The 23,491-nt window shown below is 55.0% G+C and carries 24 protein-coding genes; 18 read left to right on the forward strand and 6 right to left on the reverse strand.

From position 1 onward, the window contains the following. Positions 1 to 88 precede the first annotated feature (88 nt). The 18 genes from urtB (at position 89) to ureG (ending at position 14,544) form a co-directional block, all read left to right on the forward strand. Entirely contained in the window at positions 89 to 1,693 is a 1,605-nt protein-coding gene (urtB, locus tag IB237_RS08600; protein ID WP_192488237.1) for an urea ABC transporter permease subunit UrtB, read from the forward strand. Beyond that, positions 1,690 to 2,868 (forward strand): urea ABC transporter permease subunit UrtC, encoded by a 1,179-nt coding sequence (gene urtC / locus IB237_RS08605; RefSeq protein ID WP_192488238.1) that lies wholly within the window; start codon positions 1,690 to 1,692, stop codon positions 2,866 to 2,868. The genes urtB and urtC overlap by 4 nt, the downstream gene beginning before the upstream one ends. Positions 2,869 to 2,873: 5 nt before the next feature. Then, complete coding sequence (urtD, locus tag IB237_RS08610; RefSeq protein ID WP_371815271.1) at positions 2,874 to 3,635, forward strand: urea ABC transporter ATP-binding protein UrtD; 762 nt, start codon at positions 2,874 to 2,876, stop codon at positions 3,633 to 3,635. Between the two features lies 1 nt (position 3,636). Beyond that, a complete protein-coding gene (gene urtE, locus IB237_RS08615; protein WP_192488239.1) occupies positions 3,637 to 4,332 on the forward strand; it encodes an urea ABC transporter ATP-binding subunit UrtE in 696 nt (231 codons plus the stop codon). A 241-nt stretch (positions 4,333 to 4,573) separates the two neighbouring features. After that, positions 4,574 to 5,758 carry a PHB depolymerase family esterase gene (locus tag IB237_RS08620; protein WP_192488240.1) on the forward strand — a complete coding sequence of 395 codons (1,185 nt, stop codon included), beginning with the start codon at positions 4,574 to 4,576 and terminating at the stop codon, positions 5,756 to 5,758. Next, entirely contained in the window at positions 5,677 to 6,516 is an 840-nt protein-coding gene (locus tag IB237_RS08625) for an urease accessory protein UreD (protein WP_371815272.1), read from the forward strand. Before IB237_RS08620 ends, IB237_RS08625 begins: the two co-directional genes overlap by 82 nt. A 19-nt stretch (positions 6,517 to 6,535) precedes the next feature. Next, the gene (locus IB237_RS08630) at positions 6,536 to 6,838 is read left to right on the forward strand and encodes an urease subunit gamma (protein WP_192488241.1); all 303 of its coding nucleotides are present in this window, start codon (positions 6,536 to 6,538) and stop codon (positions 6,836 to 6,838) included. Between the two features lie 20 nt (positions 6,839 to 6,858). After that, positions 6,859 to 7,116, forward strand: coding sequence for a DUF1272 domain-containing protein (locus IB237_RS08635; RefSeq protein ID WP_192488242.1), 258 nt, complete (start codon positions 6,859 to 6,861; stop codon positions 7,114 to 7,116). A 23-nt stretch (positions 7,117 to 7,139) separates the two neighbouring features. Continuing rightward, a complete protein-coding gene (locus IB237_RS08640; RefSeq protein ID WP_192488243.1) occupies positions 7,140 to 7,445 on the forward strand; it encodes an urease subunit beta in 306 nt (101 codons plus the stop codon). Position 7,446: 1 nt separating this feature from the next. Beyond that, complete coding sequence (locus tag IB237_RS08645; protein WP_192488244.1) at positions 7,447 to 7,803, forward strand: GFA family protein; 357 nt, start codon at positions 7,447 to 7,449, stop codon at positions 7,801 to 7,803. An 8-nt stretch (positions 7,804 to 7,811) separates the two neighbouring features. Beyond that, entirely contained in the window at positions 7,812 to 8,222 is a 411-nt protein-coding gene (locus IB237_RS08650; RefSeq protein WP_246787757.1) for a lysozyme inhibitor LprI family protein, read from the forward strand. A gap of 5 nt (positions 8,223 to 8,227) precedes the next feature. Beyond that, the gene (locus IB237_RS08655) at positions 8,228 to 8,845 is read left to right on the forward strand and encodes a Urease operon accessory protein (RefSeq protein ID WP_192488246.1); all 618 of its coding nucleotides are present in this window, start codon (positions 8,228 to 8,230) and stop codon (positions 8,843 to 8,845) included. 31 nt (positions 8,846 to 8,876) lie between these two features. Continuing rightward, on the forward strand, positions 8,877 to 10,589 hold the full coding sequence (gene ureC / locus IB237_RS08660; RefSeq protein WP_192488247.1) for an urease subunit alpha: 1,713 nt from the start codon (positions 8,877 to 8,879) through the stop codon (positions 10,587 to 10,589). Positions 10,590 to 10,742: 153 nt separating this feature from the next. Further along, entirely contained in the window at positions 10,743 to 11,279 is a 537-nt protein-coding gene (locus tag IB237_RS08665; protein ID WP_192488248.1) for a peroxiredoxin, read from the forward strand. 364 nt (positions 11,280 to 11,643) lie between these two features. Further along, positions 11,644 to 12,516 carry a GGDEF domain-containing protein gene (locus IB237_RS08670; protein ID WP_192488249.1) on the forward strand — a complete coding sequence of 291 codons (873 nt, stop codon included), beginning with the start codon at positions 11,644 to 11,646 and terminating at the stop codon, positions 12,514 to 12,516. Positions 12,517 to 12,584: 68 nt separating this feature from the next. Next, a complete protein-coding gene (gene ureE, locus IB237_RS08675; RefSeq protein WP_192488250.1) occupies positions 12,585 to 13,112 on the forward strand; it encodes an urease accessory protein UreE in 528 nt (175 codons plus the stop codon). Between the two features lie 3 nt (positions 13,113 to 13,115). Further along, complete coding sequence (locus tag IB237_RS08680) at positions 13,116 to 13,787, forward strand: urease accessory protein UreF (RefSeq protein ID WP_192488251.1); 672 nt, start codon at positions 13,116 to 13,118, stop codon at positions 13,785 to 13,787. Between the two features lie 145 nt (positions 13,788 to 13,932). Further along, a complete protein-coding gene (gene ureG, locus IB237_RS08685; RefSeq protein ID WP_192488252.1) occupies positions 13,933 to 14,544 on the forward strand; it encodes an urease accessory protein UreG in 612 nt (203 codons plus the stop codon). Between the two features lie 207 nt (positions 14,545 to 14,751). On the opposite strand, the gene IB237_RS08690 is transcribed toward ureG, so the two are convergent. The 6 genes from IB237_RS08690 to IB237_RS08715 form a co-directional block, all read right to left on the reverse strand. Beyond that, entirely contained in the window at positions 14,752 to 15,444 is a 693-nt protein-coding gene (locus tag IB237_RS08690) for a Crp/Fnr family transcriptional regulator (RefSeq protein WP_192488253.1), read from the reverse strand. A gap of 287 nt (positions 15,445 to 15,731) precedes the next feature. After that, positions 15,732 to 19,058 carry an efflux RND transporter permease subunit gene (locus tag IB237_RS08695; RefSeq protein WP_192488254.1) on the reverse strand — a complete coding sequence of 1,109 codons (3,327 nt, stop codon included), beginning with the start codon at positions 19,056 to 19,058 and terminating at the stop codon, positions 15,732 to 15,734. Positions 19,059 to 19,070: 12 nt separating this feature from the next. After that, positions 19,071 to 20,258, reverse strand: coding sequence for an efflux RND transporter periplasmic adaptor subunit (locus tag IB237_RS08700; protein ID WP_192488255.1), 1,188 nt, complete (start codon positions 20,256 to 20,258; stop codon positions 19,071 to 19,073). Between the two features lie 422 nt (positions 20,259 to 20,680). Further along, positions 20,681 to 21,673, reverse strand: a complete 993-nt coding sequence (locus tag IB237_RS08705; protein ID WP_192488256.1) for an ABC transporter substrate-binding protein — start codon at positions 21,671 to 21,673, stop codon at positions 20,681 to 20,683. Between the two features lie 20 nt (positions 21,674 to 21,693). Continuing rightward, the gene (locus IB237_RS08710; protein ID WP_192488257.1) at positions 21,694 to 22,566 is read right to left on the reverse strand and encodes an ABC transporter permease; all 873 of its coding nucleotides are present in this window, start codon (positions 22,564 to 22,566) and stop codon (positions 21,694 to 21,696) included. Then, positions 22,563 to 23,438, reverse strand: a complete 876-nt coding sequence (locus IB237_RS08715; RefSeq protein WP_192488258.1) for an ABC transporter permease — start codon at positions 23,436 to 23,438, stop codon at positions 22,563 to 22,565. Before IB237_RS08715 ends, IB237_RS08710 begins: the two co-directional genes overlap by 4 nt. Between the last annotated feature and the right edge of the window lie 53 nt (positions 23,439 to 23,491).

The raw sequence follows: 23,491 nt of genomic DNA on the forward strand, positions 1-23,491 counted from the left end.
GAGGCATGAAGGAAAGCTCCTTCACTCCAGAATTCGTCTGCCAGTTTTCGCAACTGATGTGCAGGCTTCCAAGGGGGGACTTGGGACTATGGTATTTCGTCTATTGGTCGTGATCGGCCTGCTGTTCAGTCTGATGTCGCCTTCGATGGCGCAAAGTGATCCGAAGGCACTGGTCGATGCGCTTGGCACAGCTGACTTCAAGCAGGCAGAGGTTCTGATCGGGCAGATTGCAGCGACTGGGGATCCACGTGTCGTTCCCGCACTTGAGGCATTTGCATCCGGCGACCTCTATGTGCGCAAAGCCGATAATCTGGTTTTCATGGCAACGCCTGCAGGCTCCAGTTTTGCGTTGATCGACCCGCTGTCGGGTGAGGCGGCTGGAGAAGTGCCCAGAGCGGCTGTGACGAAGATCAAGGTCAATAACAATCTGCGCCGGGTTATCCGTTCCGCTTTGGGCGGTTTGACATTGTTGAGCCCGGAAAAATCTGTACGCCTGTCCGCGGCAGATGCGGTGCTCAAGGCCCCCAGTGCCGAAAATCTCGATTTGCTGGATGCTGCCCTTGCCAAGGAAACGGACGCAGAAGTGCGTGGCCGCATGGAAGAGGCGCGGGCTGTCTCCCTTTTGTCCTCGGACCGTTCGGTGGACGAGAAAAAAGCGGCAATTGAAACCATCAGCAAGATTGGCGGGCGCGATGCGATCAGCATTCTGATGGCAGCCTCATCTTCTGTCGACACCAGCCTGAAGGCTGATATCGATAGCGCGATTTCAAACATTGAAAGCTCGCTGGCTGTCTGGGATAGCGTTCAAAATGTCTGGTACGGCCTGTCGCTTGGTTCCGTGCTGCTGCTGGCGGCCATCGGCCTCGCCATCACCTTCGGTGTGATGGGCATCATCAACATGGCACATGGTGAAATGGTGATGATCGGTGCCTATTCCACCTTTATGGTGCAGGAGGTTATCCGCAGCAATTACCCTGGTTTGTTTGACTGGTCTCTGGCCATTGCACTGCCAGTGGCATTTCTGGTGACTGGTTTTGTCGGACTGGTCATGGAACGGGGTGTCATCCGCTTCCTGTATGGCCGTCCGCTTGAAACCTTGCTTGCCACATGGGGCATTTCGCTTGTGCTGCAACAGGCGGTTCGGACGATTTTCGGGCCGACCAACCGTGAGGTTGGCAATCCGAGCTGGATGTCCGGTTCGTTCAGGGTCGGTTATCTGAACTTTACCTGGAATCGCGTGTGGATCGTTGCCTTTTCTCTCTCGGTTTTCTTTGCGCTGCTGTTGCTTTTGAAACGGTCATCCTTCGGTCTGCAAATGCGAGCAGTCACCCAGAACCGCCGCATGGCTTCGTCAATGGGCATTAGAACGCCCTGGGTTGATGCCTTTACCTTTGCGCTTGGATCTGGTGTGGCCGGTCTTGCTGGCGTCGCCCTTTCGCAGATCGACAACGTGTCACCCAACCTTGGTCAGAGCTACATCATCGATAGTTTCATGGTGGTGGTGTTTGGCGGTGTGGGTAACCTGTGGGGGACGCTTGTCGGGGCGCTGTCGCTTGGCGTGCTCAACAAGTTCCTGGAGCCGACGGTCGGCGCTGTTCTCGGCAAAATCCTTGTACTCGTGCTCATCATCCTGTTCATTCAGAAGCGGCCGCGTGGTCTCTTCGCACTCAAGGGAAGGGCCATCGAAGCATGATTACCGGCTTCCTTCTTCGGGCGCTTGATCGCCACATCACCATTGCTCTTGCCATTCTTCTGGCGGTTGCCCTGCTCATCCCGGCATCAAACCTGTTGCTGCCTGCCGATAACCCGCTGCATGTGCCGACCTATATCATGTCGATGCTCGGCAAATATCTGGCCTATGCCTTGCTGGCACTGGCTCTGGACCTTGTGTGGGGTTACTGCGGCATTCTCTCGCTGGGGCATGCTGCGTTCTTTGCGCTGGGTGGTTATGCCATGGGCATGTACCTGATGCGCCAGATCGGCACGCGGGGTGTCTACGGCCATCCGGTGCTGCCGGATTTCATGGTGTTCCTGAACTGGAAAGAATTGCCCTGGTTCTGGCAGGGCTTTGATATGTTCTGGTTTGCCATGCTGATGGTGCTGGTTGTTCCGGGTGTTCTGGCCTTTGTGTTCGGTTGGTTTGCCTTTCGCTCCCGCGTCAACGGCGTTTATCTATCGATCATCACCCAGGCGATGACCTACGCGCTGCTGCTGGCCTTTTTCCGCAACGACATGGGGTTTGGCGGCAATAATGGCCTGACGGATTTCAAGGATATTCTCGGTTTCTCCGTGCAGGCCGATGGTACACGTGCCGTTCTGTTTGCCGTGACGGCCATCATGTTGGCGCTCAGCCTGTTGATCGCCTCGGCTATCGTCAATTCCAAATTCGGCAAGGTTCTGGTTGGGGTGCGCGATGCCGAAAGCCGCGTGCGTTTCCTGGGCTTCCGTGTCGAAAACATCAAGCTTTTTACCTTTGTTGTCTCGGCCATGATGGCAGGCATCGCCGGTGCTCTGTTCGTACCGCAGGTCGGTATCATCAACCCCGGTGAGTTCTCGCCTGCCAACTCGATTGAAGTGGTGGTGTGGACGGCGGTCGGCGGTCGCGGCACCCTGATTGGTCCTATTATCGGTGCCGTGCTGGTCAACGGCGGTAAGAGCTATTTCACCGGTGCTTTCCCTGAATTGTGGCTGTTTGCATTGGGCGGGCTTTTTATTGCCGTCACGCTGTTTTTCCCTAAGGGCATTGTTGGCACCATCCAGCAGGTCATCGGCAACCGCCGGGACAAGCGTAATGCCTTGGAAAACACCAAAAAGGCAGCTGCGGTTGAGGTGAACACGGCAACACCTGCGCAGCAGGCGGCGGAGTGATATCCATGAATATGATTGCTGAAAACAGATCAAAAAGCCTGCTTTATCTTGATGGTGTGTCGGTGTCGTTCGACGGTTTCAAAGCGCTCAACTCCCTGTCTTTCGTCGTGGAGCCGGGGGAACTTCGTGCCATCATCGGCCCTAACGGTGCCGGGAAGACGACAATGATGGATATCATCACCGGCAAGACGCGACCTGACACCGGCAAGGTGCTGTTCGAAGACAGCGTCGACCTCACCAAAAAAGATGAGGCGGATATTGCCCAGCTTGGCATCGGTCGCAAATTCCAGAAACCGACCGTATTTGAAAGTCACACGGTGTGGGACAATCTGGAACTGGCGCTGAACCGCAAGCGCGGGGTTTTCGCCACCCTGTTTTACCGGCTGACCGAAGAAGACAAAGCCCGCATCGAGGAAATTCTCGGCACCGTGCGTCTTGGCCATCGTCGCCATGATCTGGCAGCCAATCTTTCGCACGGCCAGAAACAGTGGCTGGAGATCGGCATGTTGCTGGCCCAGGAACCGAAACTTCTTCTGGTCGACGAACCGGTGGCTGGCATGACGGATGCTGAAACCGCCGAAACGGCTGTGCTGTTGAAGGAAATCGCCAAGACCCGCTCCGTGGTGGTGGTGGAGCATGACATGGGCTTCATCCGTGAGTTGGGTGTGAAGGTGACCTGCCTTGCCGAAGGTTCGGTGCTGGCGGAGGGATCCATCGATTTTGTGTCAAGCGATCCGAAGGTGATCGAGAATTATCTGGGGCGATGACATGCTGAGCGTTAACAATATCAATCTTCACTACGGCGCAGCGCAGGCCTTGCGTGGCATTTCGCTGAATGCGGAGATGGGCAAGATTACCTGCGTTCTCGGACGCAATGGTGTTGGTAAAAGCTCGCTGTTGCGTGCCGTTACTGGTCAGCATCCTTTAAGTGCCGGCACCATCAGCTTTGGTGGTGAAAGCCTCAACGGCCTCGCCCCCTATCAGCGCGCCAAGCGTGGGGTTGGTTATGTGCCGCAGGGACGTGAAATCTTTCCGTTGTTGAGTGTGCAGGAAAATCTGGAAAGCGGTTATGCGCCGCTGCCGCGCAAGGATCGTTTTATTCCGGATGATATTTTCAGCTTGTTTCCGGTGCTGCAATCCATGCTGTCGCGCCGTGGCGGGGATTTGTCCGGTGGGCAGCAGCAGCAGTTGGCCATTGGCCGTGCATTGGTGACGCGCCCGAAAATTCTGGTGCTGGATGAGCCGACTGAGGGCATTCAGCCATCAATCATCAAGGATATTGGGCGGGCGATCAAATATCTGCGAGATTCCACCGGAATGGCTATTCTGCTGGTGGAGCAATATCTGGATTTCTGCCGTGAGCTTGCCGACTATGTTTACATCATGGACCGCGGTGAGATCGTTCATCAAGGGGCGGCTGAAACGCTGGATAGCCAGGAGGCGCGTCGCCATTTGACAGTGTAATCAACCTGGTTTCGTTCACGGACATGTAAAGCCGCTATAATAAAGTGAAGTCCTATGCGTTGTTGCATGGCATTTATGCATTATTTTAGCATTTCATCGAATAATGAGTTGTGGTATCTGGCGCAACATTGACGCATGCAGGACACATGAAGTGCCTTAAAGCATGCGGCTTCCGTCGATCCCTTACATTCCACGTGTCTCTGCCGTATGGTTGGGAACTTGTGCCAATAAAGGCGTGCCGATGAAACTTGATAATGCTGGCCGGATCGTCCGGTTTGTCTTGCCCCTTCGAACCATCACCGCAAGCTTCTTAGCGCTCACAGCCATGAGTGCCGCTGCATCTGCATCGATGTGCGGTCAACCTGTCGAGCCGGGCCGTCACCAGTTTTCCGTGGTGTCCGGTAGTGATCAACGCTCGGCCGTTTATTTTGTTCCATCATCTTATGACGGACAGAAAAAATTGCCTGTGGTGTTTGATTTCCATGGCAGCAACAGCAATGCCATTGGCCAGATGAACCGCAGTGGCTGGGACCGGGTCGCGGAACGCGACGGCTTTATCACAGTTGCGCTGCAGGGCAGTCTGTCCGGCGAAATGACCGGAACGAATGCCTGGAATGTACCGGGTGTCACCACCCGCGAAGGCGGGTTGGATGAGGTCAGCTACATCCGCGCGGCGATCAAGACTGTTTCAGAAAAACTGTGTGTCGATGAACAGCGCATCTATGCCTCCGGTTATTCCGGTGGCGGCCGCATGCTATCGCAATATCTGTGCAACGGTAACGAGGACTTTGCGGCAGCCGGTTTTGTCGCGTCGCTTCGTGCCGGTTATCCGGTCGAAAAAGATGGTTCATGGATGCCTGACGGTGCGACCTGCACACCAGCACGTCCTATCTCTATTATTGCCTTTGCCGGTACCAAGGATCCTGCCAACCCTTATCATGGTGGTGGTAAAGCCTATTGGCGTTATAGCGGTGAAACCGCGCTGAAGCGCTGGGCGGAATTGGACGGCTGCAAGGGCGCCGTCAAAAGCCGCACTGCCGGTCGTGTGACATTCAATACCTATGATGTTTGCAAATCCGGTTCACGTGTCTATTCCTACGTGATTGACGGTTGGGACCATGCATGGCCGCGCAGCCCGGTAAAAGCCGAGGTTATTCAAGCCTCTGCCGACGGCAAGCGCAAAGCTGTGGCTGAGGTATCGCGACAGGTTGATGCCGCTGACACGATGTGGGATTTCTTCCAGAACACAGAAGGCCAGCTGGTGGTTGATGCTGCGGTCAAGAAAAGCGATTGCGTCTTGCAGGCAGTGCCAGCTTCGGCTTCGGCAAAAACTTCGGAGACGACGTGCATTCAGACCAGCAACTCGGGGAGCATACCCGCCATCAAAGCCGTCAGCAAAGAGCGCGTGGTAGAGGACGCCTTGTAACCAAGGCACCCGAGGGCAAGACCCGGCTCGAAACATTGTATCAGGAAGGCTGCGCCAAGATCCGCCTTCCTGATACGTTTTCCAATGAAATGGAAGCCATTCTCATCAATTCCTCCGGTGGATTGACTGGCGGCGATGAACTCGAGTGGAGCGCCGTTGCAGGTGCGGGCTCCAGACTGACGGTCACCACGCAAGCCTGCGAAAAAATCTACAAAGCGTCGTTTGGTACTGCTACCGTCACTGCACGGGTTACGGCTGAAGCTGGTTCTGTGTTGCACTGGCTGCCACAGGAAACCATTCTTTTCGACAATGCTTCCCTCAGCCGCAGGTTGGAGGCAGATATTGATCCCTCCGCAGAGTTTCTGGCCGTCGAAGCTGTTTTGCTAGGCCGCAAAGCCATGGGTGAAATGATGCGTGGCGGGCTGTTTCGCGACCGTTGGCGCATTCGTCACAGCGGTAAACTTATCCATGCCGAAGAACTGCTCCTGGATGGCGAGATCGAAGAACTGGCAGGATCGGCATCCGTACTGAACGGGCAGGTGGCCTTTGCTACGCTGTTGTACATCGGGCCTCTGGCAGAGGCGATGTTGCCGAAAGTGCGCGAAGCGTTGGGCGATCATGGTGGGGCAAGCGAGTGGCAAGGCAAGCTTGTGGTGCGTGTTGCCGCAGAAGACGGATTTGCGTTGAGAAAAATACTGGTGCCGGTCATTTCGCACTTGCGTAATGGCGCGCCAGTGCCGAAAGTCTGGAATCTATAAGAACAAGAGTGGGACGATAATGAACCTTAGCCCGAGAGAGAAAGACAAGCTGCTTATTTCCATGGCGGCCATGGTTGCACGCCGTCGTCTGGAGCGCGGTGTGAAGCTGAACTATCCTGAAGCAATCGCGCTCATCACGGATTTTGTCGTGGAAGGCGCGCGCGACGGTCGCGCTGTTGCCGAGCTCATGGAGGCTGGCGCCCATGTTATTACCCGTGCCCAGGTCATGGAAGGCATTGCCGAAATGATCCATGACGTTCAGGTGGAGGCGACCTTTCCCGATGGCACAAAGCTGGTGACGGTTCACGAACCAATCCGCTGACGCTTATCAAGGGGAACACCATGGCGCTGGAACTGAGACCCAATTGTGAGTGCTGCGACAAGGACTTGCCTCCGGCAAGCCTTGAGGCTGTGATCTGCTCTTTCGAATGCACCTATTGCAGCGATTGCGCTGAGGGCACTCTTGAAGGAAAATGCCCGAATTGCGGCGGCGAACTCGTGCGCAGGCCGGTAAGACCGGCTGGAAAGCTGGTGAACAATCCGCCCTCCACGGTTCGCATACTCAAGGCGGAAGGCTGTAGTTCTCGAACAAGTGCATAGGCCGAAACTATAAGGAGGATCAAATGATCCCAGGGGAAATTATATCAGCCGAAGGCTCCATCGAACTCAATGCGGGTCTGGAGACGATCACTCTCAAGGTTTCCAACACCGGTGATCGGCCGGTACAGGTTGGCAGCCACTATCACTTCGCAGAAACCAATGCCGGACTTGCCTTCGAGCGAGACCGTGCCTTTGGCATGCGCCTGGATATTCCTGCAGGAACGGCCGTGCGCTTTGAGCCGGGGCAGACCCGTGAAGTGACGCTGGTGCCGCTTTCCGGCAAACGTGAAGTCTATGGTTTTCGTCAGCAGGTCATGGGGAGGCTTTGATATGGCAACGCAACATTATCACGGAAGTTGCCAGTGCGGCGCAGTCAGTTTTGAGGCAGATGCCGATCTCGATCAGACGGTGGTGTGTAACTGCTCTCGCTGTAAACGGCTGGGATCGATACTGACATTTGTGCCAAAGGATCATTTTAAACTGGTTTCGGGCGAAAAGAGCCTCAGCGAATATCTGTTCAACAAGCACAAGATCCATCACCTGTTCTGCGCAACCTGCGGCATTGAAAGCTTTGCTTATGCCGATGCACCTGATGGTACGCCGATGGTCGCCGTCAACGCCAATTGCCTCGACGGCGTGGATGCCAGGGCGCTGTCGCCCAAAGCCTATGACGGCGCGTCACGATGACAGGACGGATGATTTATAACGGAATAGCAGCACTTATCATCAGTGCTGCTTCCGCAACAACGGCGTTAGCGCAGAGTGAACCTGACATCGACTGTGATTCGCCGATGACGCAGGCAGAGATGAACATCTGTGCGGCGCGGGATTACGAGACAGCGGACGCGGAACTAAACACGCAATATCAGAGCGTGCGTAAGGTTCTGGCGGAGCGAGACAGTTCTGCGGGTGAAGATGGCGAAGGTGCGGTCAAAGCGTTGTTGGCAGCGCAACGAGCATGGATTGCCTATCGTGATGCCAATTGCGAAGCAGTTGGCTTTCAGGCGCGCGGCGGCTCCATGGAACCGTTGCTGGTGTCGTCCTGTCTTGCCGATATGAGCCGCAAGCGGACGGAAGAATTACGTTCCCTCTCGGAAGGATTCTAACCGCGATGGGGCAAAAAATCGTGGTTGTCGGCAATGGCGACATACCTGACGGTGCAAATGAACTGATTGATGTTGCGGATCTGGTGATCCGTTTCAATGATTGCCGTTCGTTCGGTCGTGGTGGCGTCAAAACTGATATCGTTGCCGTGTGTAATACCGGGCGTCCGGGAAAATCGATGAGTGAGGAGCCGCAATGGCGATCACTACAGCCGGTCCAGGCGGCATCAACCATCTGGTCGGTACGCGATCCCGCTAAATTTCTGGACATGCGTTCCGGTTTGAAGGTTTCGAATCCGGAACTGGATGATTTCTGTGAAGACTATAGTGATGCTTTTGCTGTGATCGCTTCAGACAACGGCAAACAGCACCAGATCATTTCGCGTGACATCCATGAGCGTGCGGACGGATTTTTGGCCGCATATTCGCCAAAACCCTATATTTGCCCGAGCAGTGGTTTGATTGCCATTTTCCAGGTGCTGGACATGGCGGCTAAAGATCAGGCCCAGGTTTTTATTACCGGCTTTGGCCATCAGGGGTGGGCAGGGCATCCGTTTCAGGCTGAAAAACAATTGGTCGATACCTTCGCAAGCGAAGGTAAACTTGTAAGAATTTCAATAGAATAGCTTTTCTCCGCTTTTCAGGGAGCATGATCTAATGGCTTATAAAATTTCCCGTGCAGCCTATGCCAGCATGTTTGGTCCAACGGTGGGCGACAAGGTGCGTTTGGCGGACACCGAACTGTTTATCGAAATCGAAAAAGACCACACCACCTATGGTGAAGAGGTCAAATTTGGTGGTGGCAAGGTTATCCGTGACGGTATGGGGCAAAGCCAGGTGACGCGCGCCAATGGTGCAGTTGATACGGTTATCACCAACGCTGTCATTGTTGACCACTCGGGTATCGTCAAGGCCGATATCGGCCTCAAAGACGGACGTATTGTTGCCATCGGCAAAGCCGGTAACCCGGACACGCAGCCGGGCGTTAACATCATTGTTGGACCGGGCACCGAAGCGATTGCCGGTGAGGGCAAGATTGTTACCGCTGGCGGTATGGACAGCCATATTCACTTCATTTGCCCGCAGCAGATCGAAGAAGCGCTAATGAGTGGCATAACCTGCATGTTGGGTGGCGGCACAGGCCCGGCCCATGGCACGCTGGCGACGACCTGCACGCCGGGGCCATGGCACATTGCCCGCATGATCGAGGCGGCAGATGCCTTCCCGATGAACCTTGCCTTTGCCGGCAAGGGCAATGCCTCGCTGCCTGGCGCGCTCGAAGAAATGGTGCTTGGTGGTGCCACATCGCTCAAGCTGCACGAAGATTGGGGCACAACACCGGGAGCTATCGACTGCTGCCTCTCAGTTGCGGATGAATATGATGTTCAGGTGATGATCCATACGGACACGTTGAACGAAAGCGGTTTTGTGGAAGACACGGTCGGGTCGATCAAGGGTCGCACCATCCATGCCTTCCACACCGAAGGTGCCGGTGGTGGCCACGCGCCCGACATCATCAAGATTTGCGGTCAGATGAACGTTATCCCGTCGTCCACCAATCCGACGCGGCCGTATACGGTCAATACGCTGGCCGAACATCTGGACATGCTGATGGTTTGTCACCATCTGTCGCCATCCATCCCTGAGGATATTGCCTTTGCGGAAAGCCGCATTCGCAAGGAGACCATCGCTGCAGAAGACATCCTGCACGATATCGGCGCGTTTTCGATTATTTCGTCCGATAGTCAGGCGATGGGACGCGTGGGTGAAGTGGCGATCCGGACCTGGCAGACGGCGGACAAAATGAAACGTCAGCGTGGTCGTTTGCCGGAAGAAACGGGTAATAACGACAATTTCCGTGTGCGTCGTTACGTTGCCAAATATACCATCAATCCTGCCATCGCACATGGCGTCAGCCATGAAATCGGCTCGATCGCGGTCGGCAAGCGTGCGGATCTGGTGATCTGGAATCCGGCCTTCTTTGGTATCAAGCCGGATACGGTGTTGATGGGCGGAATGATTGTTGCAGCGCCAATGGGTGATCCAAATGCGTCTATTCCGACACCGCAACCGGTTCACTACCGTCCGATGTTCGGGGCTTACGGCAAGGCACGTACCAATTCTTCGGTGACCTTCGTGTCGCAGGCCTCTCTCGATGCAGGGTTGGCGCAGCGTCTAGGTGTTGCAAAGAACCTTGTTGCGGTCAAAAACACGCGTGGCGGCATCTCGAAGAAATCGATGATCCTCAATGATCTGACACCGCATATCGAGGTCGATCCTGAAACATACGAAGTGCGTGCCGATGGGGAATTGTTGACCTGCGAACCGGCAACCGTTCTGCCTATGGCGCAACGTTACTTCCTGTTTTAAGAAGGCGCCTCAGAAACCGCGTAATTGTGCATGGCTGCTGTGCAGAGGGATATTTCCTGCTGCATTGAACGCCGTTTTACGCTATCTCGAAACACGAATTAAAGGCGGGCATTGTTCCCAAGCTTTGTCGCGCGCCATCGACAGGAGAAAATCATGCTAGGTAAAAAAGTTCCCGCCGTTACATTCCGCACGCGCATTCGCGACGAAGCTGTTGGCGGTCCAAACCCATTCCGTTGGCAGGACGTAACATCCGACGACTACTTTGCAGGCAAGAAGGTTGTTCTTTTCTCCCTGCCAGGTGCTTTCACGCCAACATGCTCGACCTACCAGCTGCCAGATTTTGAAAAGCTGACACCAGAATTCCGCGCGCTGGGCGTCGATGAAATCTATTGCCTGTCGGTCAATGACGCGTTCGTCATGAACGCGTGGGCAAAAAGCCAGAACCTCGAAAACGTCAAGGTTATCCCTGATGGTTCGGGTGAGTTCACCCGCAAGATGGGCATGCTCGTTGCCAAGGACAATCTCGGTTTCGGCATGCGTTCATGGCGTTATGCTGCCGTCGTTAATGACGGCGTTGTCGAGCAGTGGTTCGAAGAAGAAGGCTATTCCGACAATTGCGAAAGCGATCCGTACGGCCTGTCTTCTCCACAGAGCATTCTCGAGCATCTGCAGGCTCGCAAGGTCGCCTGAGACCCACGTCAAATTTTGATTTAAACGCAAAGGCCCGGAAGCAATTCCGGGCCTTTTTTTGCAAACGATGTATGACTTTAAAGTGTTAATGGTTATCCGTAGCAACTATCCCTATGCAGCAAGGCATTGGACCGCTCTTTCGATTACCGAACATGATGGTTTGAAAGCCAAATTCGATTCGGTTTAGCCCTGTTTTTAAGGCTGAAACGTGTCTTCTTCTTGGTGTGTCAAGTTGTTTTTGGATTTTTGCTATGTTCTATGTGTGTTCGATTTTATACTTGGAAATACTAAAATTTTAGACATTGTATTAACTTCGAACAAACATCTGGGCCTTATCCGTTAGGAGGTTAAATGAGGTGCTTCGATGTTTGCTCGTCTGAAAAAACTCTTTTCAATCGATATTGATTCCGCCGAACTTGAGAATGCGAGAACTATTCCCGCATTCGCTGGTAAGACGGTTTTTCTTGCAATTATTCTCTCGATTTTCGTCAGTATTTCAGTATTGCTGATGGCGAGTGTTTTCGACGTTTTGCCGGTGACATTCTCGCTAGCCATTGCCTATGGCATTGCCATGTCGTGGCTGGTTGGTGGTAGCGTTGCGCTGTTTATTTCCTTTTGTGCATGGCGCCTTATCCGCAAACTTTATCATTCTCGCGATGAATTCGAACGGTTGAGCCGCACCGATGCACTTTCAGGCCTGTTGAACCGTCGGGCGTTCAACGAGGCCTTTGAGAGCGTGCAGGATAATGCCTCGCTTGCCATCTTCGATCTTGACCGCTTCAAGGCGATCAATGATTGTCACGGCCATTCCGCTGGCGACATCGTCATTCGCACCGTTGCAAATACGCTGGCTGATTCTTTCAGTTCCCTGCATCCGGTCGCACGGTTGGGCGGGGAGGAGTTTTCCGTCATCATCAAGGGCGGCCAGCAGGGCGACAGAATGGCACTCGTGGAGTTGGCGCGTCGGAAAATTGAAGCGCTGACACTGAATTTTGAAACGGATGTGGTTAGCACCACGGTGTCGGTTGGCGTGGCGGAGATCGTGCCCGGTCGGCGCAAGGACGATATTTTCATTTCTGCGGACCGTGCGCTTTATCTTGCGAAGGCCAGTGGCCGCAATCGCGCTCTGCACGAGAATGAAATGCATGGTGTACAGCAGGAGTATCGCAGCGGCGTTACGCTGTTGAACGGCTCTGCCGTTCGTAATGTCAAACAGGGGCAGGCAAGGGCAAGTTGAACCTTGCAATCAGGCAGGTGATCCGGCAGTTATTTCATTTGAGACTTTTTAATGGAACCGGAAAAGCCATGTTACGCGTCACTTCATACCTGCCAGCTGGCACGCCTGCCGATGAAACATCCGACTTTGTGGTGCTTGCCCATGACCAGCGCCACCTGCGCCGCAAGCTGCTTCATTTACAGAATGATGAGATGGTGATGCTGGACCTGAAGGAGCCAGTATTGTTTGCACATGGTGATCTCCTGGTGGTGGAAAATGGCGACCTGATCGAAGTACGTGCTGCCAATGAGAAACTGTTTGAAATCACCGGACGGGATACACTTCATCTGATCGAACTGGCCTGGCACCTGGGCAACAGACATCTTTCGGCGCAGATCGAAGAGGGCCGCATTCTGATCCTGCGTGATCATGTCATTCGCTCGATGCTTGAAGGCCTTGGCGCAACGGTTCTCGACGTTGAGGAACCATTCCAGCCAGCGCGTGGCGCCTATCATTCGCATGGCAGCCACTCACACGGCCACGATCACAAACATGATCATGGGCATGACCACGGACATGATCACGGGCACGGTCATCAACACCATAATCACGACTGATCGATGAGCGCACAGAGCGATCTTGCCGGGCTGCTGCGGCTGATGGCGTGGATGTCTCCGGCATTTCCCGTCGGAGCGTTTTCCTATTCGTCTGGCCTGGAAGGGGCGGTGCATGATGGCTTGCTCAGCAATCCGCACGAGCTTTCCGTCTGGGTGAAACTATCGCTCGAACGTGGTGCGCTGTGGAATGACGCGGTGTTTCTGGCGGCGGCCAGCCGTTGCCATGAAGACAGTCAGGCGCTGCATGAACTGTGTGAGCTGGCCCGTGCCCTTGCCGGATCTGCGGAACGTTACCGCGAGACGGTTCAACTGGGCGACGCGTTTCTTGTCGCTGCCAAGGCCTGGCCGCACCAGGTATTTGAGCTGCTGCCAGCGCAAACCGCATATCCGGTTGCCGTTGGTGCTGTTGCGGCAGCCCATGGGATTGATCCGGTCAGTGCCATTGCCGCCTATCTGCATGCCGGTGTCTCGCAAATGGTGTCAGCAGCGATACGCTTGGGGCTCGCAGGTCAGACGGACGGTGTTGCTATTCTCGCAAGCACCGAGCAGCTTCTGACTGACATCTCGGTCAAGGCAAAGGGCTCGACTCTGGATGATCTGGGAAGCTCGACCATTCTGGCGGATACCGCGTTCTTGCGTCATGAAATCCAGCATTCACGGCTGTTTCGGTCCTGATTATCGCGGCATTTCGAACGCTGACATTGGGCGCATTATCCCCCGCAAAGGTAGGTCAATTTTTCTGACGGTGCAGCGCAGCATATTGAACCGGACGATCAAGCTCCATAAAGTCGTGCGATCAGAACATATAAAGGAACAGCTGATGAAATCGGGAAATGGCCCTTTGCGGGTTGGTATTGGCGGACCTGTGGGCTCGGGAAAAACCGCTCTGACGGAAAAGCTGTGCAAGGCGATGAGCGCGGATTACTCGGTCGCTGTCGTGACCAATGATATCTACACCAAGGAAGATGCCGAGGCGCTGGTGCGTATGCAGGCTTTGCCATCTGAGCGCATCGTCGGGGTCGAGACAGGGGGTTGTCCGCACACCGCCATTCGTGAAGACGCCACCATCAATCTGCAGGCCATCGCCGGTCTCAATGAACGGTTCCCGGATCTCGATGTGGTGTTTATCGAATCGGGTGGCGACAATCTGGCTGCGACCTTTTCCCCTGATCTCGCTGACATCACCATCTATGTGATTTCCGTTTGCCAGGGCGAAGAAATCCCGCGTAAGGGCGGTCCGGGCATTACGCGCTCCGACTTGCTGGTAATCAACAAGAAAGACCTGGCGTCCTATGTCGGGGCTGATCTCGATGTGATGGAAAAGGACGCAACGCGCATGCGCAAGCAGATGCCTTTCCTGTTCACCGATATGAAGCGCGGCGATGGCGTCGATGGTATCGTCAGTTTCCTGAAAGTGCAGGGCGGTCTTTAAGGCTGTTGCCTTGTTTCCTACGGCGTAAACCTTGGGTACCATGAAACAGAAAAGACGGAACGCTCCACGAAGGCATCCCGTCTTTTCACTCCCCCGCTCCCCGCAGGAAAGAGGCAAAGCACGTTGCGCATAATGGTCATGCAACGGCCTTGGATTTGTCCAGTTGTCTTTTTTCCCAATGCCATCTCAGCGTTAAGAGATGCGGTGCTAAATCTGGCGCAGCGCGCCGATATCATTCACCTGAACGACGCGACCACGAACTGTCACACCTGCGTCCCGCAGGGTGGAAAAAGCGCGGGACAGCGCTTCTGGCGCGAGGCCCAGCTTGCCTGCCAGAAGACTTTTCTGGAATGGCAGGCGTAGAGAATAGGATGTCGCGCCGTGAGGGCCGCTGGTGATCAGATAGTTTGCGACACGCTGTGGTGCTGTCTGCAAACGGTCATTGGCCACACAGTCCATGGCGTTGAGAAGGCTATTCGACAGGCACTGCATAACGGCCTTGGCAACGCCGGGCTCCTGCTCGATCATGTTGCGGATACGCGGCAGCTCGAAACGCGCCAGCGTTGTGCTTTCGGCGGTCTGGGCATTGTAACGGTAACGGTCGCTACCGCAAATCAGGCACTCGTTAAAAGTGTCACCCGGCCCGCAGACACGAATATCCGCTTCGCGGCCGTCCTTGTTCAGACGATAGATACGCACAAAGCCGTTCAGCACACAGTAAAGGTGCTCGGCCGGATCATTTTCGCGAAAAAGAATATGGCGTGGATCGAATGTTACGATGGCCGCCGCTTCCAGAAGTTTCAGCGCCGACGCATCATCCCCCGCTCCTATGAAGGGAGCGCGGACAAGGATGTTCCTGTCCTTATTGCTCAGTTTCACAGTTTTGTTCACGTTTGTCATGGCTCCCGATCAAACCCTGACCTGACAGACGATACCGTGAACGCAGCGGTCCGGTTCACTGCTTCCGGCCCTGCACACCATGCCACTGGTGTTCTCACTGTCTGCCCAAGTCTTGCCAACATTAAACTTGCCAATTTCGGGAAGAATACCACGGCGGAAAATCCGCTATTTGATTTCGATCAACGAACTGTGAAGTTCCCTGTAAATGTTGGTTGGCATTTATGTGCCTGCTCAAACAAAAACGCCGGATTATGCATCCGGCGTTTTTCGTGTCATTGAGCAAGACTTTATTCTGCTGCGAGAGGCGGCAATCTCAGAACATTGTCGTTCTTGGTATTGTCTCGCGTTGAGCCTGAGCCGGTACGCTCCATGGCATCCATCCGTTTTTCAACCTCTGCCAGGGCGCGGGAGTTATCGAGCGCCATCTGGGACAGTTCTTCCTTGGAGAGAACTTCCGGGTCTTCTTCCTTCTTGCCGACAAAGCGACCGAAAATCCGTCCTAGAAGTGTCGAGAGGTCATCCATGATCAGGAAGAAGGCGGGAACAACCACCAGTGACAGGACTGTCGAGACGATGATGCCGCCTATCACTGCGATCGCCATTGGTGCGCGGAATGAACCGCCTTCACCAACGCCGAGCGCCGAAGGAAGCATGCCGGCTGACATGGCAATCGATGTCATGATGATTGGACGGGCACGTTTGCGACCCGCCTCCACCATGGCGTGAACACGCTCCATGCCGTGGCGTCGCATTTCAATGGCGAAATCAACCAGCAGGATGGCGTTCTTGGTGACGATGCCCATCAGCATCAGGATGCCGATCAGAACAGGCATGGACAGCGCATTCTGGGTGATGATCAGCGCCACCGCTACGCCACCAATTGCCAGCGGCAGAGAGAACAGGATGGTGAATGGCTGGATGACGTCCTTGAACAGCAGGATCAGGACCACCAGAACCAGCATCAGACCAAGCAACATGGCGTTGCCGAAGCTCTGCTGCATCTCGGCCTGAATTTTGGCGTCACCGCTTTCGGCCAGATGCACTGATGGTGGCAACTGGGTTTCAGAAACGATGCGCTTGAATTCCGCCGTCGACGTATCAAGTGCTGTACCGAATGGAACGTCCGAACCGATGGCAACCACACGGTTACGGTTGTTGCGCTTGATGGAGCTTGGACCTTCCGAATAATCAATGTCGGCAACGCTGTAGAGCGGTACGGATGCACCGGCTGCCGTCTTGATTTTTATGGCACGGATTTGTGCGAGATCACGGCGGACATCGAGCGAAGCCTGAACCCGGATCGGGATCTGGCGATCATCCAACGAAATCTTGGTCAACAAGGCGTCGATATCACCGATAGTGGCAACGCGAACGGTTTGGGCGATCTGCTGGGGTGTTATGCCGAGGCGGGCAATCTCATCCTTGCGTGGACGAATTTGCAGTTCCGGACGGGGCAGGGCGCCTTCCGAGCTGACATTTGCCAGAATGGATGAAGCGCGCAGGCGAGATTCCAGGATGCCGGTTGCTTCGTTGAGATCGGCTTCATTTGACGACAGGAAGTTGAAGGTCAATTCGCGTTCTGCGCGGTCATTCAGCTTGATGATGCGCACATCGGGAATGCTTTTCACGCGAGCGAAAATATCGCGTTCAACATCCCATTGCGGTCTGGTGCGCCCTGTTTCCTCGACCTTTGGCAAGTACTGTCCAATGAGCGGAATGGAGCCTAGACCTTTGTTGACCAGCATTTTGACAAGTGAGTGGTCGATGTTCTGCAAAATGACGCGCACGGTGGCACGGCGCAGTTCGAGATCACCCTTGGGCGAGGCACCACCGAGAACGAAAACGCTTTCCACGCCATTTATGTCGCGTAATGCGTCATAGATTTTCGTGGTGGTGGCGTCGGTTTCATCGAGAGTCGCATTGGGCGGCAGTTCGATGGACAGCACGACGCGTGAGGAATCTTCCGGAGGCATGAAGCTGCCCGGCACGCCGCTGAGAAGAAACAGCGAGCCGGCAAGAAACGCCACTGCTCCGACCAGGGTCAGATAACGGGCCCACCATTTGCGTGTGGTGGCAGTGACGAGGCGGGTATATGCCTTCATCAGTGCGCCATCATTGTCGTGATGATCATCCATGGCGTCTTCAGCGCGCATCAGATAGGCGGCCATCAACGGTGTGATCAGACGCGCCACCATCAGCGAGAAGAACACCGAGAAGGCAACGGTCAAGCCGAACTGGATGAAGTACTGGCCGGGTACGCCCGGCATGAAGGACACTGGCACGAAGACCGCGATGATGGTGAAGCTGGTGGCAATCACCGCAAGACCGATTTCATCGGCGGCTTCCAGTGCGGCACGATACGGCGTTTTGCCCATCTTGATATGGCGGGCGATGTTTTCGATTTCCACGATCGCGTCATCCACCAGAATACCGGTGGCGAGCGTCAAGGCGAGGAAGCTGACAAGGTTCAGCGAAAAGCCCATGACATCCATGATCCAGAATGTCGGGATCGCAGAAAGCGGCAGCGCGACGGCGGCAATCAGTGTTGCACGCCAGTTGCGAAGGAACAGCAACACCACGATGATGGCCAGAACAGCACCTTCGATCAGCGTGTGAAGGGCTGACTCGTAGTTGCCATAGGTGAAGTAGACGGCATCATCGACCATTTCGATGGTAACGTCCTTATGTGCGGCACGCACTTCATCAAGGCTTTTCGCAACGGTTTCGGCAACGGAGACTTCACTGGCGCCTTTTGAACGGAAAACGGCAAAGGTTACAGCCGGTGTGCCATTGAAGCGCGAGAAGGACTTCGGCTCCTCGTAGGTGTCGTTGATAGTGCCAAGTTCCGATAGCTTTACGAAACGGCCGCTAGGCAGGGAAATGGTGGTGTCGGCAAGCTGTGCGACATTGCGCGCATCGCCCAGTGTACGGATGGTCTGCTCGTTGCCCGCGACCTGTCCACGACCGGAACCGAGGTCGATGTTGGTGCCACGAAGCTGGCTGTTTACCTCGGTTGCGGTGATACCATAGGCATCCAGCTTGGCAGGATTGAGCGAAACACGGATTTCGCGGTCTGCACCGCCATAGCGGTCGATTTTGCCGATGCCGGACTGGCCTTGCAGCGCGCGCTTGACGGTGTCATCCACAAACCATGACAGTTCTTCCAGCGTCATGTTTGGCGAAGAAACCGCAAAGGTCTGAATGGCCTGGCCTTCGACATCCACCTTGGTAACGATAGGTTCTTCAATGTCAGACGGAAGATCGCTACGGATCTTGTCGATGGCGTCCTTGGTGTCCTGAACGGCTTCTTCGGTCGGCTTTTCGATACGGAAGATAACCGTCGTCTGCGACTGGCCATCCGTTACCGTTGACTGGATTTCGTCGATACCGCTGATTGAGGCGACCGCGTCTTCAATTTCCTTGGTGACCTGCATTTCCAGCTCAGATGGCGAGGAGCCACTCTGGTTGACCGTGATGGCCACCACGGGAACGTCAATGTTCGGGAAGCGGGTAATCGGCAACGTATAAAACGACTGTATGCCGACAACAAGCAGCAGCACAAAGCCGAGTATTGGAGCAATCGGATTCTTGATCGACCATGCTGAGAAGTTCATGGGATCGCTCCGTTAATTAGAGACGGCGGCAGAGGCCGCGACAGGGCTGATATGGTCACCATCACGCACAAATGCACCGGCCTTTTCGACAACCTTGTCGCCGGCGGAAAGGCCACTCAACACTTCAACGAAACCGTTGTCCTGTATGCCGGTTTCGATCTTCACCTGCCGGACAATATTATCCTCCACCTTGCGTGCGGTCGATCCGTCACGATTGGTGGTAACAGCGGAAAGAGGAAGCGCCAGAGCATTTTCCTGGGCGACAATGATTTCGGCGTTGGCGTACATGCCCGAGCGCGCCTGATCTGCCGGAATGGTAATATGGATAGAGCCAAGACGGGTCACCGGATCAACGGTTGGCGACACAAGCCGCACCTTGCCTTCGACACGGTTGCTGGCTCCGGCGATGGTCAAAAATGCGGACTGACCGATTTTGATTTTCTGAATGCTGGTTTCCGAGAGTTCGGCGACCAGTTCAATAGCGCCGTCCTTGATAACCGTAAAAAGCGGTGTTCCAGAACCACTGGCAATGGCACCAATCTTGGCGTTCTTTGCCGCGATGATACCGGCAACCGGAGATTTGACGCCGGTGCGGGCAAGTTTCAGATCAATGTCATCAATCTGGGTATCAACGACCTTTACATCGGCTTCGCCGACCGTGACGGCCTGTCTGGCGGCCTGCAGCCGTGCCACTGCAACTTCGGCCTGTGCCTGGGTCTGTTCAACCTGCGAGACGGAGCCTGAGCCGCTTTTGCCGAGCCTTGCTGCGCGGTCGCTTTGGCGGGAGGCATCGTCGGAATTGGCCTGCGCTTCGATAACCTGCGCCTTGAATTGTGCAAGGGCAGCTTCAGCCTTCGCCTTGTTGGCTTCAAGCTGGCTCTTTTGCAGGAGAAGCGCGTCGGTGGACAGCACAGCCAGAACTTCGTTGGCTTCCACCTGGTCACCGATATCGACATTCAGCTTGTCAATGGATAGACCGTCGACCAAAGGCTGCACGTAGATTTCATCAACCGGCTGAATGGTGCCCGTGGCGATAATCCGGTCCACCAAATCGCGTTTGACCGTTTCTGTCACGACGATTGAAGGCAGGTTTGCTTGTGCCTCAGCGGGAGACTGTTTCTCGGCCATCGCTGCAAAGGGCAGAAATACGCTGGAAAGAAGTGCCACAACAAATGGCTTGCCGATGGTTTTGCGCTGCATGTGTCATATCCGCGAAAGGTCGTTCACATGCTCTTATGCGTGCTCCACGTCAGAAGGCATTGACTACGACTTGTGAAACCAGAGACGAAAACTCGTGTCATTTGGCGCAGGCTATATTGTCCAGAGCATTAAGGCGAAACTGTATCCCCCGCACCAATGCCAGCCATCGAAACCGCAAACAGAAAATTTTTATCTGCAGCGCAATGTAATTAGTCAGCTGGTACAAATCAATATACGCAACAACTTTAGTTGCTATACATTTATGAATATCGCCAGTGGTTGTATTGTTCATCAAAATCGCGGGTTTAAATGAAATGAGGTGCGTAGCCAAAACCACGCACCTCATTTTGTCAGTTGACGTGACTCGGCACCAAAGCACTTTGGAATGAGTGTTCAGGTTCCGCCAGTTATGGGGCCTGCGACTATTTCAGAGCAGCATCGGTGATTTCAGTGGTGTAGGCACCGCTTGGTTCCTTGGTGATGACCGGATCGGAGCCGCCACCAAGAAGTGTTTTGACGGTACGTTCGTAATCCGCTGCATCAAGTGCACCGGTGGCGCCTGCCGTCAGCTTCGCCACTTCTGTCATCATGCCCTTCTGGTGTGCTTCGGTCTGTGCGCCGGAGGCGTCGTTTTCAAGAACGATATCAGCGGCTTCATCCGGATTTTCCTCGGCGTATTTCCAGCCCTTCAGTGACGCACGGACGAACTTGACCATGTTGTCCTTAAACGTCGCATCCTTCAGCTTGTCCTCCAGAACGTAAAGACCGTCTTCCAGAGTTGCGACGCCTTCATCTTCATATTTGAAGGTCACGAGATCGTCGGCCTTCACGCCAGCTTCGAGGACCTGCAGATATTCATTGTAGGTCATGGTGGAAATGCAAGCGGCCTGCTTCTGCAACAGTGGATCGACGTTGAAGCCCTGCTTGAGAACCGTGACACCTTCTGCACCACCTTCGGTCGGGATCTTCAGGTGCGCCATCCAGGACAGGAACGGGTATTCGTTGCCAAAGAACCAGACGCCCAGTGTCTTGCCCTTGAAATCGTCAGGTTTGGTGATGCCGGTTTCTTTCAGGCATGTCAGCATCATCCCGGATTTTTTGAATGGCTGGGCAATATTGACCAGTGGCACGCCTTTTTCGCGTGTTGCGAGCGCCGATGGCATCCAGTCCACGATGACATCTGCACCGCCACCGGCCAGAACCTGTGCGGGTGCAATGTCAGGGCCACCCGGCTTGATGTCGACATCAAGCCCTTCAGCCTCGTAAAAACCCTTGTCCTTGGCAACGTAATACCCGGCAAACTGTGCCTGTGTGACCCATTTGAGTTGCAGGGTCACCTTTTCGGCAGCTTGAGCGCTGAACGCAGTCATCAGCGATGCGCCCGCCAGAAGAATGGATGCAAGTTTCATTTTCATTGCTGTTCCCTTTTTCTTATTTACGTTCGCCCACCACGGACGGACGGATGCCAGAAGGTGACGGCCCGCTCTGCGAGCGCCACCAATCCGTAAAAGCCTGAACCCGCCAGCGCCGCGACGGCGATTTCGGCCCAGACCATATCCACATTGCTTCGCCCCATTTCAGCGGAGATGCGGAAACCCATGCCCACAATGGGCGTGCCGAAGAACTCCGCGACGATGGCGCCGATCAGTGCCAGCGTGGAGTTGATTTTCAGGGCGTTGAAGATGAACGGCCAGGCGGCAGGCAGGCGCAGCTTCAGCAGCGTCTTCCACCAGCTGGCCGCATAGGTGTGCATCAGGTCCCGCTCCATGTGGCTCGATGCTTCCAGCCCCTGCACGGTATTCACCAGCATCGGGAAGAAGGTCATGATGATCACGACCGCGACCTTGGACGGCCAATCGAAACCGAACCACATGACCATGATCGGCGCGACGCCGATGACGGGCAGGGCGGAGATGAAATTGCCGATTGGCAGCAGGCCCTTTTGCAAGAAAGGAGAGCGATCGATCAGAATTGCGACGACGAAACCAAGACCGCAGCCTGCGATGTACCCGGTGAGAACCGACTTCAGGAATGTCTGGCGGAAGTCTGCCCATAGAATCGGAAGTGAGCTAAAAAGCCGCGCACCAATGGCGCTCGGTGCCGGCAGCAGGATCGATGGCACGGCAAAGCCGCGCACCAGCCCTTCCCACAGAACCAGCAAGGTGACGCCGAACAGGATCGGCACGGCAAGACGGGCTGTCCGGTTCAAGGCGTCGGATTGGAATTTCTGGCGGACAAGCCATTCATTCAGCGACCAAGCGGCGATCCAGAATGCGACTGCGCTGATAATCCATAAGGGTTGGGTCATGGTCTTGCTCCCATGCGTTTCAGCACACGTCGATGGGCAATGCCAACAAGCGATACGAGGATGGCAGCAACGGCAGCTGCCATGAATAGGGCCGCCCAGATCTGCACGGTCTGCCCGTAGTAGGAGCCAGAAAGAAGCCGTGCACCGAGACCGGCCACAGCACCGGTTGGCAGCTCACCGACGATGGCGCCGACCAGAGAAATGGCGACCGCAATTTTCAATGAGGTGAACAGGTAGGGCATGGCTGATGGCCAGCGCAACTTCCAGAAGGTTTGCTGCGGTGTGGCGTTGTAGGTGCGCATCAGGTCAAGCTGAATGGCTTCGGGACTGCGCAGTCCTTTGACCATGCCAACAACAATCGGGAAAAAGCTGAGATAGGTGGAGATCAGCGCCTTGGGCAACAGGCCCGAGATGTTGATGGAGTTGAGCACCACGATGATCATCGGGGCGATTGCGAGGATCGGGATGGTCTGGCTGGCAATGACCCACGGCATCAGTGAGCGGTCCAGCGCGCGGTTATGCACAATGGCAATGGCCAGAACAACACCGAGCACGGTGCCGATACCAAAGCCAAGCAGCGTGGCCGACAGTGTAATGCCAGCATGATAGACGAGACTGCGTTTTGAGGTGATCGCCTTGTTGACGGTGGTGTCCCAAAGTTCGGCGATGATTTGATGCGGGGCGGGCAGTACCGGCCGCTCCTGCGCAAAGGTTTGCGGCAGCACTTGCCAGAAGCCGATGTCCTGACCGGCGCGTGCGGCCTGATCACGTACGAATGGCGCGTTCAGATAGATGACAAACAGGTGCCAGATGACAAGAATGGCGAGAATAACGGTAAGGACCGGCAGGATGCGATCACGGAAGAGGGTCATGACCGGCCCCTTGTTTTTGGCGTCATCCCTGTCTTGATCTCTCCCTTTGCCTC

Origin of the sequence: Agrobacterium sp. AGB01, assembly GCF_014851585.1 — a bacterium.
In the GTDB taxonomy this organism is placed as follows: Bacteria; Pseudomonadota; Alphaproteobacteria; order Rhizobiales; family Rhizobiaceae; genus Agrobacterium.

Coding starts and splice junctions, on each gene's coding strand:
- urtB (WP_192488237.1), top strand. CDS start 89: ATGGTATTTCGTCTATTGGTCGTGATCGGCCTGCTGTTCAGTCTGATG.
- urtC (WP_192488238.1), top strand. CDS start 1,690: ATGATTACCGGCTTCCTTCTTCGGGCGCTTGATCGCCACATCACCATT.
- urtD (WP_371815271.1), top strand. CDS start 2,874: ATGAATATGATTGCTGAAAACAGATCAAAAAGCCTGCTTTATCTTGAT.
- urtE (WP_192488239.1), top strand. CDS start 3,637: ATGCTGAGCGTTAACAATATCAATCTTCACTACGGCGCAGCGCAGGCC.
- IB237_RS08620 (WP_192488240.1), top strand. CDS start 4,574: ATGAAACTTGATAATGCTGGCCGGATCGTCCGGTTTGTCTTGCCCCTT.
- IB237_RS08630 (WP_192488241.1), top strand. CDS start 6,536: ATGAACCTTAGCCCGAGAGAGAAAGACAAGCTGCTTATTTCCATGGCG.
- IB237_RS08635 (WP_192488242.1), top strand. CDS start 6,859: ATGGCGCTGGAACTGAGACCCAATTGTGAGTGCTGCGACAAGGACTTG.
- IB237_RS08640 (WP_192488243.1), top strand. CDS start 7,140: ATGATCCCAGGGGAAATTATATCAGCCGAAGGCTCCATCGAACTCAAT.
- IB237_RS08645 (WP_192488244.1), top strand. CDS start 7,447: ATGGCAACGCAACATTATCACGGAAGTTGCCAGTGCGGCGCAGTCAGT.
- IB237_RS08650 (WP_246787757.1), top strand. CDS start 7,812: ATGATTTATAACGGAATAGCAGCACTTATCATCAGTGCTGCTTCCGCA.
- IB237_RS08655 (WP_192488246.1), top strand. CDS start 8,228: ATGGGGCAAAAAATCGTGGTTGTCGGCAATGGCGACATACCTGACGGT.
- ureC (WP_192488247.1), top strand. CDS start 8,877: ATGGCTTATAAAATTTCCCGTGCAGCCTATGCCAGCATGTTTGGTCCA.
- IB237_RS08665 (WP_192488248.1), top strand. CDS start 10,743: ATGCTAGGTAAAAAAGTTCCCGCCGTTACATTCCGCACGCGCATTCGC.
- IB237_RS08670 (WP_192488249.1), top strand. CDS start 11,644: ATGTTTGCTCGTCTGAAAAAACTCTTTTCAATCGATATTGATTCCGCC.
- ureE (WP_192488250.1), top strand. CDS start 12,585: ATGTTACGCGTCACTTCATACCTGCCAGCTGGCACGCCTGCCGATGAA.
- IB237_RS08680 (WP_192488251.1), top strand. CDS start 13,116: ATGAGCGCACAGAGCGATCTTGCCGGGCTGCTGCGGCTGATGGCGTGG.
- ureG (WP_192488252.1), top strand. CDS start 13,933: ATGAAATCGGGAAATGGCCCTTTGCGGGTTGGTATTGGCGGACCTGTG.
- IB237_RS08690 (WP_192488253.1), bottom strand. CDS start 15,444: ATGACAAACGTGAACAAAACTGTGAAACTGAGCAATAAGGACAGGAAC.
- IB237_RS08695 (WP_192488254.1), bottom strand. CDS start 19,058: ATGAACTTCTCAGCATGGTCGATCAAGAATCCGATTGCTCCAATACTC.
- IB237_RS08700 (WP_192488255.1), bottom strand. CDS start 20,258: ATGCAGCGCAAAACCATCGGCAAGCCATTTGTTGTGGCACTTCTTTCC.
- IB237_RS08705 (WP_192488256.1), bottom strand. CDS start 21,673: ATGAAAATGAAACTTGCATCCATTCTTCTGGCGGGCGCATCGCTGATG.
- IB237_RS08710 (WP_192488257.1), bottom strand. CDS start 22,566: ATGACCCAACCCTTATGGATTATCAGCGCAGTCGCATTCTGGATCGCC.
- IB237_RS08715 (WP_192488258.1), bottom strand. CDS start 23,438: ATGACCCTCTTCCGTGATCGCATCCTGCCGGTCCTTACCGTTATTCTC.